Source organism: Parabacteroides sp. An277 (genome assembly GCF_002159645.1).
Taxonomy (GTDB): domain Bacteria; phylum Bacteroidota; class Bacteroidia; order Bacteroidales; family Tannerellaceae; genus Parabacteroides.
Map to the genome: position 1 here is coordinate 1 of NZ_NFJB01000037.1, position 15,021 is coordinate 15,021.

Below are 15,021 nucleotides of genomic sequence, written 5' to 3' on the forward strand. Positions count from 1 at the left end.
ATGATTCCATGAGTTCAAAGATTTTTCTATTCCTTGTTCACATGGTTCCATGAGTTCAAAGATTTTTCTATTCCTTGTTCACATGGTTCCATAAGTTCAAAGAATTTCCTCTTTTCATTCCGCATTCCAACGATACAAATGGTCCGATTGTTGGAGCAACTTCGCCCGCAACAAAGGTGGGAAATCCGGATGCGCCTCGCGGAAACGCTGTACCTCGTCGCGCGCCGCCACCGACGCATGTCCGCCCAAAAGCGCGCGGAGCCAGGCCGTCGGGAAGAAAATATCGCCCGTGCGCTGCACCTCCTGCAACGCCTCCAACGCGGGACGGATATACGCCACCGACTCCTGTTCGCGAAGCCGATGATTCAAAAGCGCCAGCGAAGCCGAAGCCCAAGGCTCTACCCGCCGATTCTCTGCCTGCAGAAGCGATTGGAACACACTGTCGCGCACGCTCTTCAGGGGCGAGACAGCCGGAGCGATAAACCGATATTCCGCCTGCCGGTCCGGGTTCGTGATACGTACCGCCTGTTCGCGCACAATCTCTTCTGCCCGATTCGGCATCCGAATGGCCAATTGATAAGAAAGTTGCATATAATCCCGCTCGCTCAGCGAACAACCGGCCGGTGCCTGGCGTGTCTTCCAAATCCGGAACAACCGTTCGGTGGCAGCCGGCGTGGCCGCCAAGGCAAGATAACGGCGGAAAGCCTGCGTGCGGAACGAAGGTTTCGCCCCCTCTTCCACTTGCTGCCACAAGGCAGCCTCGAGCCACGGCGTCCCCAGCGGCAAACGGTCGGCTGCCGAACTGATATAACCCAACGCCATGGAATACAACAAATCGCTCTCTTCCCCCTCCAAATAATGCCACATCGCACGGAGGTAAGGCTCTACCGCCATCGTATGCTGTTGAAAATTTTCGTGCAAAGAAATCAAGAGCGAACCCTTCAAAAGTTCGTCGCGCGTCGTGTCCAAACAAGCAAAAGCCGCCTTTTGGTCTTCCGCAGTCAAACGGAAAAAGCCATAAGCATAACCGTCGGTATTGGGCAAGACCGCAACCGGAGCCGTATGGCGGAGGCGCAACGGAGCTCGGGCCGTCCCTTTGTGGTTCCACGAACCGATTTCAACCGTCTCGGTACCGGCTGCCGAACTGACGCGATAGGCCATACGCTGTGGCCAAACACGTCCCTTTCCCTGCGGATCTGTTTCCGTTACCACCAAGCTATCGCCCTGTACGTGGGCATCTATCGTCGGCATACCCGGCTCGTGCACCCACATCTGGCTCCAACGCGCCAGCTCCACGTCCGTATGTTTGGAAAAGACCGATATCAAATCCTCCCACGTCGCGTTCCCATAGCGGAAGGTATGCAAATAATCGTGCAATCCCTTGCGATAAGCCTGCTCGCCCATGCGACGCACCAACATCTCCATCATCACGGGCGATTTGTCGTACACAATATTACTATATATCAATCCGGCATTGCGCAAGTTATCGAGCGGCTGCTTGATAGGCGTCGCGCCTGGCGTCCGGTCTTCCGCATACGCCGCCGGGACGTACCCCCGCACGAAATAAAGCCGATGGTTGACAGACGGGAACATCGGTTCCACCATCTTGGCAGCGAAATAATTGGCAAATACCTCTTTCGTCCAGACATCGTCGAACCAAGCCATTGTAACATAATCGCCAAACCACATGTGCGCTGTCTCGTGGGCAATCAAAGAGCTGCGGCGCAATTGCTCATCAAGTGTCGGATTTTCATTCAAAAACATGCTGCCGTCGTTGTAAAGCGTTGCGCCGGTATGTTCCATGCCTCCGAATTGGAAGCCGGGAACAATAATCAAGTCATATTTGGCAAACGGATAAGGAATCCCGGTATATTCCTCCATCCAAGCCAGCGCATCCAATACTTGCCGGGCGATTTCCGGACATTGTGCCACACGCGCCGGCTCCGTCTCGCGATGATAAATGGCAATCGAACGTTTCCCCCGCGTATATTCTTCCCGGTTCATCTTCCCCGCCACAAACGAGAACAGATACGTAGGGAGCGGTTCGGTCTCGCGGAATGAAATGATTTTCCTCCCCGGATGACTCAACGAATCCTCCTCGGCAATGGCTCCGTTCGCCACAGCCTTCCAGGTATCCGGCACGTCCAGTTCCAACGTATAATGCGCCTTCAAATCCGGTTGGTCGAAACAGGGGAACACCGTCCGAGCGCGATCAGGCACCAACAACGTATAAAGGAAATCATCCCGCCGGTTCAACGACGCATCGCCCGCCCGGAATACAATCGAAACCTTGTTCAATCCCGCCCAGGTAGCGGAAGCCGGCACCAAGATATGCTCCTTCTCTACCCGATACGCAACCGACTCATCATTGACCGTAAGAGATACTACTTGCGAAGAATCCGCTTTGAAATCCAAAATAAGCGGTTCCTTCTTTCCCTGTTTCCACCAGATTTCCGCTATACCTGTGATTGCCTCGTTTCGTTCCTCCGGGATGGCAAACGACAACTTATAACGTACATCTATGTAATTCTCTTTCCGAAATTGCGCCAGTTCGGTACTGACACCCGGCTCCTCATAACGGTTCATTTCCGCCTCCGAACTCGGTTGGCAGGCCACGAAAGCCCCCATCAATAGGATATTCCACCACCATTTCATATATCTTTTCTGTTTTTATTCCCGCAAATATTCCGCAATACCTTTGAAATTCCGTTCCAACAAAAACATCTGCCGCGCCATGAAGCTAAAAAAGGTGCCCCAATCTCCGCGCCGATGAAAATCTATCCCTTCCAATCCGGCATAAATACGAGCCACTTCCCGCCCGGTCTCGCGGACATAGCACACATCCCACACCAATCCCTCCGGGAAATCCTTTTCCAACATTTCCTTGTACCACGTCAGCTTTTCGTACATTTCCAAACGCGGTTCCTCTTGCCGATGATTTACCTCCAACACGACATAAGCCCCCTTCCGATTGACATCGAACTTCAATTCCACGCCTTTTACTTTCGTATCGTAAAGCATCCACATCTTTCGTCGATTCCGCAAATAGGGCTGTACCTCGCAATACGCTGCGAAACTATTCCAGAACTCCGTCTTCAGTTGCTTCAGTTCCTCTTTGCTATACATTATTATATATTACCGATAAATATCCTTAACCTTTACTTTTTCTACGGTGCCAAAAGAAGCCAGCTTTTCCATATCAATCCGCCGGGCATTGCCAACGACAGCATATACGACCGGACGGCCTGCAACCTGTCGTTCGTAGAAATGCTCGATATCCTCCATCGTCATAGGTGCAATATATTCCAACAACTTCCGGTTCGGATCGGCCTGGAATCCTTCCCGACGGAACATGGCAATCCGTGCCGACAAATCGCGAAAGGAAGGAAACGCATTGTTTACTTCGTTCCGCAAAGTCTGTTTCACCGCTTCTACGCGCTCCGGACGTTTCGGCATCTCTTCCAAAAGCGATTGCAACACCCCTAAAGCGTCCAACGTCTTATCCGCCTGCGTAGAAAAGAGTGTACGGAAAAACCCGGGTTGTCCTTTTCCTTGGAAAGAAGGCAAATGATATTTCCCGCTCACATGATACGCAAATGAACGGAACTCACGAATCTCTTGGAACATCAACGAAGACATATCGCCCCCGAAATAACCAGAAAAAAGTTTCGAAGCGCACCGTTCCTTTGGGTCGTCTACCGCTTCACCACGCACATATCCATATACAATGCTCTGCGAAATCTCTTTCATGTCCAAGAAAAATATATGCGGCGCATCATACACCTGCAACGGACGAATCCAAGGATAAGCTGACGGACGCGAAACCTCCGACAAACGAAAATAATGTGTTACCATCTTCATCACCTTCTCTTGTGGAAGATTCCCGCAATAATGCACCGTGCAGGCACATTGTTGCAATTCCCGGAAAAGCGAGACTAAGTCCTCGCCCTTCAACTTCCGGAATTCCTTCAAAGAAAGCTTTTTCAAATAACTCGATTCGCTTCCGAAAGTCGCATATTCAACCAATGCTTGCGCCAAGCTCTCACTGGAATTGAAGAATGCCCTTTCTATTACCTTCATCTCGTCTACCACCTGATCCATTTTTCGTTCATCGGCTTGGGCATGTTGCATAAAGCTTCCTACCAACGCAATCGTCTCGACCATATTCGCATCAAAGCCCGTCACGCGTACGACGAAATTCGTATTCGAAGCCTCGAACATCAATGTACTACCCAAAGCTTGCAACCGATTGCGAAACACTTCAAACGATTCACGTTCTGTTCCAATAAAATGCAAATAAGAAGCGACTTGTGCTAAAAGCGGATTTTCTTTCAATCCCGTCCCATAATAAATGTCTAACGAAAATATATCATTTACCGGATTGGGCGTCGTATAAAAATGAACGAACGGTGAGAGCGCCACATCGGTAATCGAAAGCGAAGCCTCATCGATAAAACGCGGACCAAGCGACTTCACCGGTAATTCCTCCAACGCTTTTGCATACGCCGATTGCGTTTGTAAATGGTCGGGGCGCACGGGGACATAATCAGGCTTAGGCAAATGGTCTTTTTTGTAACGCCCAGTTGTCTTTGTCACATAGAGATAATTACGGGTAAAATACTTCCGGGCTACCTCTATCACATCTTCGCGCGTTAGGAAATCTATCCGCTTCAGCTCATTAAGGTATTCCTCCCATCGCTTTCCTTGCGAATAAACCCGCATCATGACTTGGGCACGCATATTCATGTCTTCCAAAGCAGAAACATATTCACGCTTTTGCTCCAGCTTCAAGCTTTGGAAAGTCTCTTCGCTAAACTCACCTTTCTTAATACGTTCGATTTCGCGCCATACCAATTTCTCGGCCGCCGAATAGGATTGGAACAACAATTTGGGTACGACAAATATGGCCAGAATACCGGCTTCGTTCATACATTCATTGACCGCCATCGAAGCAACTACCCGATGTTCGACCGTAAGCTTATCCAAAAAACCGGTCCCGTTCGCATTGTTCAGGAGCGAAACCGCCACTTTGAGTGCCACCTCATCCGGATGATTGGCCGGCACACCCCGGAAACCCAACGCCATCATCTTGACAAAAGGCATCGGCACCTTGAGTTTCATCCGCTCTTTTCCTTCGAAAGGAGGCAATTCTACAGGCGTTTGCTTCGGAGCTTCTCCTTTCCGGATGCGCGAAAAGGTACGCTGAAGAATAGGAAGCACCTCTTCCGTCTGGAAATCTCCGCACAAAATCAATCCCATATTCGAGGCCACATAATATTCCTCGAAGAAACGTTGCATCTCCGAAAGGCGCGGGTTTTTCAAATTCTCGGTACTTCCAATCACGGGATAGGCATACGGGTGCGGAGCAAAATAACGTTCCTTCAAACGCTCGATGGAAATGCCGCCCACATAATCGCCATACATGTTCTTCTCCTCGTAGACCGTTTCCAATTCATTCTGGAAAAGACGGAAAACAGGGTGAATCAGTCGCTCGCTATTAATCTCTGCCCATTGCTCCATGTATTGCGGAGAAAAAGTATTGAAGTAGACGGTATAATCAAGCGAGGTACCCGCGTTCAGCTTCGTCCCGCCATAACGCGAGATAAGCCGGTCGAATTCGTTGGGAATCACATACGCAGCCGCTTCTACGCTCAATTCGTTGATTTGCTTTTGCAATGCTTTCCGCGCCGAAGCCTCTTGCACGGTCGCCAATTCATCGTACTTTGCCGCAATACGGTCCAATATCTCCTTTTCTTTCTCATAATCCACCGTGCCGATTTTATCCGTCCCTTTGAACATCATGTGCTCAAAATAGTGCGCAATGCCGGTATTAGGACAATCTTTCGCCCCTGCCTTTACCACCACTGCCCCCAGGACTTTGGGCTGCGTATGGTCTTCGTTCAACCAAACCGTCAACCCATTTTCCAACGTATGTGCCGTACAGATTACTTTTTCTTCCAACGATTCCATTCGATTTTCGAGATATTTTCTTTCAACAGAAAGGCAAAGGTAGCGAGTTTTTTCGGTTCTATTTCCATAAATTTGAATTATTCCTGACTTTTTTCGAAATTTGCAACCCGGAAACCTCCCGAGGAAAGTTTATTCCATCGGGAGGAAAACTTGCCGAAGTGCCGAATATTTCTTCAAATATCGACGATATTTGTACACGTATCGACGATATTTGTATATCTTTAGCCTAAAGATACAGAAACATCGTCGATACGCGAAGAATATATAGGCAGATCCGTAAGTTTTGATTACCAGTTTCCGTTCTTTTGAAAGTTAAATAAATGAATTATGGCAGATAATTATTTGGAAAGAAAAATGGAAGAAATGGAAGCCCGCAAGCGTGCTTCCTTACAAAAGAAGATGAAACGGCGGAGAAGCCTCGGTACCTCTACCCCGAAACGTACGTCGGAACCCATTCAAACACAAGAGCCATGAAAGCGTTCATACGTATGGGGATGCTCCTTGGCTGGCTTTTTTGGGCGGAAAGTTGCCAAGGACAACCGGCAAATATCGCGAAACCAACCGAACCGATGCCTATCCATATCGAACGGTTCGACCAAGCGCTGCTTGAAATGATTGAGGCGGGCGACACGGCCATGGGCAAGAAGCTACTTGATGTCTACCCTTACGAGCTGGAAATCGTAGGAAAAGGCGTCTTGAATATGCAATCGCCCACCGTACCGGGTTTCTTCGAACGGCTCCTGCATTACTATTCCGAACCGACGTTGAAGCATCTTTACGAAGAGGCGGTAACGAAGTATGCAGACGTAAGCGATATAGAAGCGCAACTCGGCCAGGCTTTTGCCTTCCTAAAAGCGAACTTTCCGGAGATGCAGATACCGGCCGTTTATATGCATGTATCGGGTTTCAACCAGAATGTCTTGGTAGGCGATAGCTTGCTTTCGCTTTCAATAGACAAATACATGGGCGAATCGTATCCGCTTTACCAAGCCTTTTTCCCGGATTATCAACGGATCAAGATGCAACGCACAAGGGTAGCTGCGGATTACCTTACGGGATGGCTCATGAGCGAATATCCCTTCGAAGGAAATGAGAGCGTACTTCTCGACCGGATGCTCTATGAAGGAAAAATCAAATACATCGTAAGTCTGGCTCTGCCTGAATTATCGCCCGCTCAGCTCATGGGCTATACCGAAGCGGAATATGCCTGGTGCGAAGCGCACGAAAAGACGCTTTGGAGTACCATCATCGAGCGGAAACACCTCTATACCCCCGACCGCCTTACCACGGAAAAGTACCTGCGCGATACGCCCTGTACTTTCCTATCCGACGAAACGCCTGGAAACGTAGGCACTTGGATAGGTTGGCGCATCATCTCAAGCTATATGCAAGAGGTGAAACCCACGCTCCCCGCCCTCATGAATCAGGCAAACGCACAAGAACTATTGGCCGCGGCGAAATATCGAATTGGATAGTTAGAAAATATTCCCTATCTTTGTCCGTTCAAATAGAAAAGTAAGAATAATAGGATATGGCATCGAAAATAACCAAAGGGATACTGATTGTAGCATGGTCCCTATTTATACTATGTGTGGCAGCAGTTGTGATGTTGTTTACGGCTATTGCCAATGGGTCGATTGGATATATGCCTCCGGTCGAACAATTGGAGAACCCAATAGACAAATATGCCTCGCAGGTGATCTCGTCGGACGGGAAAACCATCGGGAGCTATGCGCATAGCTCTGATAATCGTATTTATGTTACGTACAATGATCTGTCTCCGGACTTAGTCAAGGCTTTGATTGCAACGGAGGATGTCCGTTTCGCCGAACATAGCGGTATCGATGCTATCGGGTTGTTCCGTGCAGTAGTCAAACGCGGTATCTTGATGCAAAAGAGCGGGGGAGGCGGTAGTACGATTACGCAGCAATTGGCCAAGCAGCTCTACTCACCGAATGCGGAAAACGTGATGGAGCGCCTCTTTCAGAAACCTATCGAGTGGGTAATCGCGGTCAAGTTGGAACGCTATTACACGAAAGAGGAAATCATCAACATGTACCTGAACAAGTTCGACTTTCTCTATAATGCCGTCGGTATCCAATCAGCAGCCTCGGTCTATTTCGACAAGACGCCGAAGACGTTGAGCATTGAAGAGGCCGCTACGCTGATAGGTATGTGCAAGAACCCTTCCTATTATAATCCGGTACGGCGCAACGAGCGGACAAGGGGCCGACGCAACGTGGTACTCGACCAAATGCAAAAGGCGGGGTATATCTCTGCTGCGGAATGCGACTCGCTCAAGCAGCTCCCGCTCAAACTCCGCTTCAAGCGCATAGACCATAAGGATGGCTTGGCGCCTTACTTCCGCGAGTACCTGCGGCTCACCCTCACCGCCAAGAAACCGGACCGCAAGCGTTATGCCTCGTGGCAAGAACAGAAGTTTAAGGAAGACTCGGTGGCGTGGGAGAATGATCCCCTCTATGGCTGGTGCAACAAGAACAAGCGGGCCGACGGGGAGTTCTACAATCTTTATACCGATGGACTGAAAATCTACACTACGATAGACTCGCGGATGCAAAAGTATGCCGAAGAGGCCGTCACGGAGCACATCGGGCATTACCTCCAGCCGCAATTCACCAAGGAGAAAAAGGGACGTAGCTATGCCCCCTTCTCGAAAGACCTCCGGCCGGGCGAGATTGATACCATCCTCATGCGGGCCATGCACCAGACCGACCGTTACCGCGCGATGAAGAAGAGCGGCATGAAAGAGGAGGAGATGCGCAAGGTGTTTGAGCAACCCGTGGATATGCGCGTGTTTACCTGGAACGGTCCTGTCGACACGCTCATGTCGCCTATGGATTCTATCCGCTATCATAAGGGGTTCCTCCGCTCGGCCTTCATGTCGATGGACCCGCACAATGGTTATGTAAAGGCTTACGTGGGCGGCATTGACTACAATTACTTTCAGTATGATATGGTGAACGGGGGCCGCCGGCAAATCGGTTCGACCATTAAGCCCTACCTCTACTCGTTGGCTATGATTGAAGGCATTAGCCCCTGCGACGAGCTATTGCATGTGCAACCGCAGCTGACGGACGAGAACGGTCGCCTATGGACGCCCCGCAACTCGAACAAGCAGCGCATCGGCGAGATGGTGAGCGTACAATGGGGGTTGCAGAACTCCGACAACTGGATTACGGCCAGCCTCATGGGGCAGCTCTCGCCTTATACCTTCGTGCGCTTGCTCCACTCCTTCGGGCTGAAGGGAGAGATTGACCCCGTCATCTCGGTGTGCCTCGGGACGCCTGATGTCTCGGTAGGCGAGATGGTGAGCGCCTATTCTACCTTCGCCAACAAGGGCATACGGGTGGAGCCTATTTACGTTACGCGCATCGAGGACTCCTACGGGAACACCATCGCCAATTTCACGCCGCGCATGAACGAAGTCCTCACCGAAGATGCCTCCTATAAAATGCTGCATATGCTCAAGAGCGTGATCGATGAGGGTACCGGCCGCCGCATCCGCTTCCGCTACCATATCACCGCGCCTATGGGGGGCAAGACCGGCACGACGCAGAACAACTCCGACGCGTGGTTCATGGGCTTTACGCCCGAACTCGTATCCGGCTGTTGGGTCGGAGGCGAGGAACGCTCTATCCACTTCGACCGCATGGAGTGGGGACAAGGTGCGGCCTCTGCGTTGCCTGTATATGGGCTCTTCATGCAAAAGGTATATGCGGATAAGTCGTTAGGATATACTGAGGAGGCTGATTTCGAAATACCCGAGGAGTACGCAGACCCGTGCGCGGACAAATCGTCAACAAAAGATAGCCCTAACACGAACGATTATACAGGGGGTATTGACAAAATGTTCGAATAATTTCGTATATTTGCCATACACTTATCTTAATTAAAAGAAGCGTATGGTAAATAGAGAATTAATAAGTCCGAAGAGCATCGTAGTCGTAGGTGGGTCGAATAACATCCACAAGCCAGGCGGCCGCTTGGTGCGCAATCTGTTAGATGGTAATTATAAAGGCGACCTGTATGTCGTCAATGCGAAGGAGACCGACGTGCAGGGTGTCCGCGCCTATCACGATGTGGCGGATATCCCTGAGACCGAGTTGGCTATCATCTCCATCCCCAGCCACTCGTGCCTCCCGGTCGTGACTACCTTGGCCCGCGAGAAGGGGGTGAAGGCTTTCATCATCATCTCGGCAGGCTTTGGCGAGGAAACGCACGAGGGGGGCGTGCTCGAGGAGCAAATCCTCCAGGTAGTTAACGAAGCGGGGGCTGCCCTCATCGGCCCGAACTGCATCGGCATCATGAACACACACTATCACGGCGTCTTTACGCAACCCATCCCGGAGTTCCATCCGGAGGGGGTCGACTTCATTTCCAGCTCCGGGGGTACCGCCCTCTTTATCATCGAGTCCGCGCTAATAAAAGGGTTGCGGTTCTCGTCCGTCTGGTCCGTGGGGAACTCCAAGCAGATAGGCGTAGAGGATGTATTGGAATATATGGACCGTCATTTCGACCCAGCAACCGACTCGCGCATTAAAATGTTGTATATCGAGCAAATCAAAGACCCCGATAAGCTGCTTTACCATGCCTCTTCCCTCATCCGGAAGGGATGCCGCATCACGGCTATCAAGGCAGGCAGCACGGAGTCGGGCAAACGGGCGGCGTCGTCCCATACGGGCGCGATTGCGAGTTCCGACTCGGCTGTGGAGGCACTGTTCCGCAAGGCGGGCATCGTGCGCTGCTTCAGCCGTGAGGAGCTCACTACGGTCGCAAGTATATTCACACTTAAGGAGGTACGTGGGAAGAACTGTGCGATCGTGACCCATGCAGGTGGTCCGGCTGTCATGCTGGCCGACGCGCTCTCGAAGGGCCGGCTCAACGTTCCGAACCTGAACGGCCCCATCGCGGAGGAGCTGAAGGGTAAACTTTACCCCGGTGCGGCGGTAGGCAATCCGATTGATATCATAGGTACAGGTACGCCCGAGCACCTGGCCACCGCCATCGACTACTGTGAGCAGCGCTTCGAGGGCATCGATGCCATCATGGTTATATTTGGCAGCCCAGGCTTAGTCAAGCTCTACGATGCCTACGAGGTATTGCATAAAAAGATGGAGGAGTGCGAGAAGCCTATCTTCCCTGTGCTGCCCTCGATTGTGACCGCAGGTCCGGAGGTACAGAGCTTCATACGCAAGGGGCATGTGAACTTCTCCGACGAGGTAACGCTCGGTACCGCCCTTGCCCGCGTACTCAATACCCCACGCCCGGCGAGCACCGATATCCAACTCTATGGTGTCGACGTACCCGAAGTACGCCGCCTCATCGACCGCCTACCCGCCTCGGGCTACCTATCCCCTGCCGATACGCGCTCACTCCTCAAGGCAGCTAATATCCCGCTGGCTGAGGAGCATGTAGCGTCGGATAAGGAGGAGCTGGTAGCGTTTGCCCGCAAGATAGGGTATCCTGTGGTAGCGAAGGTCGTCGGGCCTGTACATAAGAGCGACATCGGAGGGGTGGCCCTCAACATCCGCAGCGACGAACACCTCTTGCTGGAGTGCGACCGGATGATGCAACTGCCAGGTGTGACCGGTATTCTCGTCCAACCTATGCTCCGTGGGCAGGAACTATTCCTGGGTGCTAAGTACGAAGATAAGTTCGGGCATGTCGTGTTCTGTGGGTTGGGCGGCATCTTTGTCGAAGTGTTGAAGGACGTCAGCTACGGACTGGCACCCCTCTCCTATGACGAAACCTATTCCATGATACATGCCCTGCGCGGTTATCCCATTATTAAGGGCACACGGGGACAGGCAGGTATCGACGAGCGGCAATACGCAGACCTCATCGTGCGACTATCCACCCTCCTGCGATTCGCCAAGGAGATAAAGGAGATGGACATCAACCCATTGGTAGCTACCCCACGTGGGCTATTTGCCGTGGATGCCCGCATCCGGATAGAAAAGTAACCCCTGCGCACGAGGCTGCTCACGCCTGTATCTCGACGTGCTCACGAGGCGAGTCAGGCGAGCTCAGGACGTGAGCAACGCGAACTACCCGCGTGAGCAACCATTAGCTCACGCCCGACGCACGGCAAGAGGCTACCCATATAGGGCACAAATAAGACTTAGGAGGGCAGATTAGCGAGTCTGCCCCTATAAAGGGAAACATAGGCAGATAGGCACTCAGAAAAGTAGTCCCATAGGTTCGCCCGAAATCGCATCATTATTATGATTTTTTCACATAATATACTTTCCCATATAAGACAAATACACTATATTTGCGACATAACTATAAATCATTTATCTTATGGCTGAAGAAATAAAATACACGCTCAATGTACAGAGTACTTACAACCCACTGGGGAAAGGCGAGAATGACACCAAGTTCGTGTTAGTATCAAATGGTATAGCGGATTTCGACCGTGTGATATCCGAGATGATGGCCGTAAATCCGGGTCTGGAAAGGGAAACAATAGAGATGGTAGTCAAACTCGAACACCGTATCATACAAAAGCTAACAATGAATGGTATGCGTGTGAGTAATGGTCTGTTTTCCGCAGCTGCCTCCCCACGGGGCAAAGGTGGTTCGACGTGGGACCCCAAAGTTAATGAATTAAACATCACCATTTCACAAGGAGCTAGTTGGCGTGAGGCTATCCGTAATACGACCGTCAACGTAATCGGACCCAAGGCCGAAGTCATGTACATAAGTACCATTACGAACGCGGCCACACGTTCGACCAACAGCACGGCCACGCAGGGACGCCCCCTTACCGTGGAAGGCAACTATCTGAAAGTAATAGGCTCACACCCCAGCGTAGGTGTTTACTTCATAGACGCAGAAGGCACGGAAACCAAGGTGACGGAAGACTATTGGTCCGTCAACGAGCCTAAGAAGCTCTCCTTCGTAGTACCCAACGAGCTGGAGAACGGCGTATATACGCTGCGCATCACCACCCAATATACACGCAACTACACCTCCATGCGGAAAGAGCCCCGCACGGTAGAGCACACGGTCTACGTGGGCGTGGAGCCGACGTTGGGCCAGGCGATACTCAGCGGGCGCGACGGAGCTACGGGAGCGGTAGACAGCGACGCGAAGCGGGGAGGCGAATACATCCTTAGCGGCAATGGCATCATGGCCTTGGCAGCCGACGGCGAGAGCACAGGCGATATCACGCTCTACAACTCATTGGACACGCCATGCCCTGTCGAGACCATATCCACCAACACGGCCGACATGATTATCTTCACCGTTCCGAATGATTTGACCGAGGGCAAGTACACCCTCACCATCGAGACATACTACAGTCCCGAAGGATTACGCGATGCGCCCCTCACCCTCACGGCACCCTTCGAGTTGAATTTGATATAGAAGTATGAGACGGCCTCAGATAGTAGAGCGCATACGACGTGCGTTGCGGGAGGTAGCCCCCAGTGCGAAGGCAATCCTATACGGAAGCGAAGCACGGGGGGATGCACGGCCCGATAGCGACATCGACCTATTGGTACTGGTAGAGGGTCCTACCCTGACGGTCGCAGAGGAGGAGCGCATCATAGCCCCGCTCTATGATATAGAAATAGAGACAGGCATACCCATCAGCGCCCGTGTGCTGCTAAAGCAAGTATGGGACAACCCGCCCCTCCCTACCCCATTCTATATGAACGTAAAGAAGGAAGGGATTGTGCTATGAAGGAACAGTATAACAGTGAACAAATAGAAGCCCTGTCAGCCTACCGTTATCAACGGGCAAAGGAGACATTAGCAGAGGTACCCTTCTTGCAACAGCAAGGATACTATAATACGGCCATCAACCGTTTATACTATGCTTGTTATTATGCAACGGTAGCCTTACTTGTAAAGCAGGGGCTGAATCCAGGCACACATGCAGGCGTAAAGCAGATGCTGGGTATGCACTTTGTAGCTACTGGACGTTTACCACGAGAGATAGGCCGTACCTTCTCCCTCCTATTTGAGCGGAGGCATAGCAGCGACTATGACGACTTTGCCTATTCGAGCGCAGAGGAAGTAGCCGAACTTCTGCCTAAAGCAGAAGCCTATATCGCGGCTATAGGGGAAGCATTAAAGTAAGCATAACAACCATAAGTTTGGCAATACCCATAATTATATGTACATTTGCAAGTGAATATAAACTTAACATAATCTATAGCATAATGGAAAAGAGTAAAGTCATAGGCTATGTATTGGCGGCAGGGCTATGCCTGTCTGGGTGCAAGCCGGGGGCTGTGAAAGAGGTAAAGAATGATATACAGTTCGATTCTACGATGGTATCGCAGCAGTATCATTTGCTGGGGAATGAGCAGTACCCGAATTGCAACCTGCAGATTAAGTTTGTGTACCCCCAGAAGGCTGAGGCAAACGTGCTGCCTATGTTGCAGAAACAGTTCGTAACGGCTTACTTTGGGGAGGCGTATGACACGTTGGCGCCTACGCAGGCCGTAGAGCGTTATACCCATGACTACCTAGAGGCATATAAAGACCTGGAGGATGATTTCGAGACAGAGCTGAAGCGCGCGGACGAAGATACGCCCGTAGGCGCCTGGTACTCCTACTATGAGACATCGTCAGACCAGATACGATATAACAGCAACGGACTGCTTAGCTTTACGGTGCAATTCGAGAACTATACCGGAGGGGCGCACGGGGCGCATGCCTACAACCACTTCGTATTAGATGCTACTACAGGGGAGCGCATTCACGAAGAGGATATCTATGGGGAGGGTTACCAAGATTTACTCGCGGAGATACTCGTACATGCCATCACACGCGACAATGACTTGTCGGACCCTAAGGAGCTAGAGAATATCGGGTTCTTTAGCGTAGATGAGATATACCCTAACAATAACTTCTATGTAGACGATAGTGGCATCACCTATACCTTTAACGAGTATGAGGTAGCCGCGTATGTGGTAGGACCCGTCCATGTACACCTCTCGTTCGATGAAGTGCATGTATTACTTAAACCGGATACGCCTATCGCCAAGCTGGCAGGCAAATTATAATAAGTACAAC

11 protein-coding genes are annotated in these 15,021 nt (G+C 51.1%); 8 read left to right on the plus strand and 3 right to left on the minus strand.

What is annotated here, in order from left to right; all coding sequences use genetic code 11:
- Positions 1-114: 114 nt before the first annotated feature.
- Genes B5F77_RS12800 through B5F77_RS12810 form a run of 3 tightly spaced genes read right to left on the minus strand, consistent with a single transcriptional unit; the run spans position 115 to position 5,970 of the window.
- Positions 115-2,655 carry a M1 family aminopeptidase gene (locus B5F77_RS12800; RefSeq protein ID WP_087331360.1) on the minus strand — a complete coding sequence of 847 codons (2,541 nt, stop codon included), beginning with the start codon at positions 2,653-2,655 and terminating at the stop codon, positions 115-117.
- A 15-nt stretch (positions 2,656-2,670) separates the two neighbouring features.
- Positions 2,671-3,126 (minus strand): DUF4268 domain-containing protein, encoded by a 456-nt coding sequence (locus B5F77_RS12805; protein WP_087331362.1) that lies wholly within the window; start codon positions 3,124-3,126, stop codon positions 2,671-2,673.
- Positions 3,127-3,135: 9 nt separating this feature from the next.
- Positions 3,136-5,970: a M16 family metallopeptidase gene (locus tag B5F77_RS12810; RefSeq protein ID WP_087331364.1), complete on the minus strand. Its 2,835-nt coding sequence runs from the start codon at positions 5,968-5,970 to the stop codon at positions 3,136-3,138.
- A 327-nt stretch (positions 5,971-6,297) separates the two neighbouring features.
- Between B5F77_RS12810 and B5F77_RS15875 the strand changes: the two genes are divergently transcribed.
- The 8 genes from B5F77_RS15875 (at position 6,298) to B5F77_RS12845 (ending at position 15,011) form a co-directional block, all read left to right on the plus strand.
- The gene (locus B5F77_RS15875; RefSeq protein ID WP_204244977.1) at positions 6,298-6,444 is read left to right on the plus strand and encodes a hypothetical protein; all 147 of its coding nucleotides are present in this window, start codon (positions 6,298-6,300) and stop codon (positions 6,442-6,444) included.
- Positions 6,441-7,445, plus strand: coding sequence for a gliding motility protein GldB (locus tag B5F77_RS12815; protein ID WP_087331366.1), 1,005 nt, complete (start codon positions 6,441-6,443; stop codon positions 7,443-7,445). The genes B5F77_RS15875 and B5F77_RS12815 overlap by 4 nt, the downstream gene beginning before the upstream one ends.
- A 56-nt stretch (positions 7,446-7,501) precedes the next feature.
- Positions 7,502-9,850 (plus strand): transglycosylase domain-containing protein, encoded by a 2,349-nt coding sequence (locus B5F77_RS12820; RefSeq protein WP_087331368.1) that lies wholly within the window; start codon positions 7,502-7,504, stop codon positions 9,848-9,850.
- A 43-nt stretch (positions 9,851-9,893) separates the two neighbouring features.
- The gene (locus B5F77_RS12825; RefSeq protein WP_087331369.1) at positions 9,894-11,954 is read left to right on the plus strand and encodes an acetate--CoA ligase family protein; all 2,061 of its coding nucleotides are present in this window, start codon (positions 9,894-9,896) and stop codon (positions 11,952-11,954) included.
- Positions 11,955-12,294: 340 nt separating this feature from the next.
- Positions 12,295-13,362: a DUF4469 domain-containing protein gene (locus B5F77_RS12830; protein WP_087331372.1), complete on the plus strand. Its 1,068-nt coding sequence runs from the start codon at positions 12,295-12,297 to the stop codon at positions 13,360-13,362.
- Between the two features lie 4 nt (positions 13,363-13,366).
- Positions 13,367-13,681, plus strand: coding sequence for a nucleotidyltransferase domain-containing protein (locus tag B5F77_RS12835; protein WP_087331374.1), 315 nt, complete (start codon positions 13,367-13,369; stop codon positions 13,679-13,681).
- Complete coding sequence (locus tag B5F77_RS12840) at positions 13,678-14,079, plus strand: HEPN domain-containing protein (protein WP_087331376.1); 402 nt, start codon at positions 13,678-13,680, stop codon at positions 14,077-14,079. Before B5F77_RS12835 ends, B5F77_RS12840 begins: the two co-directional genes overlap by 4 nt.
- A gap of 83 nt (positions 14,080-14,162) precedes the next feature.
- A complete protein-coding gene (locus B5F77_RS12845) occupies positions 14,163-15,011 on the plus strand; it encodes a DUF3298 and DUF4163 domain-containing protein (protein ID WP_087331377.1) in 849 nt (282 codons plus the stop codon).
- The last annotated feature ends 10 nt before the right edge of the window (positions 15,012-15,021 follow it).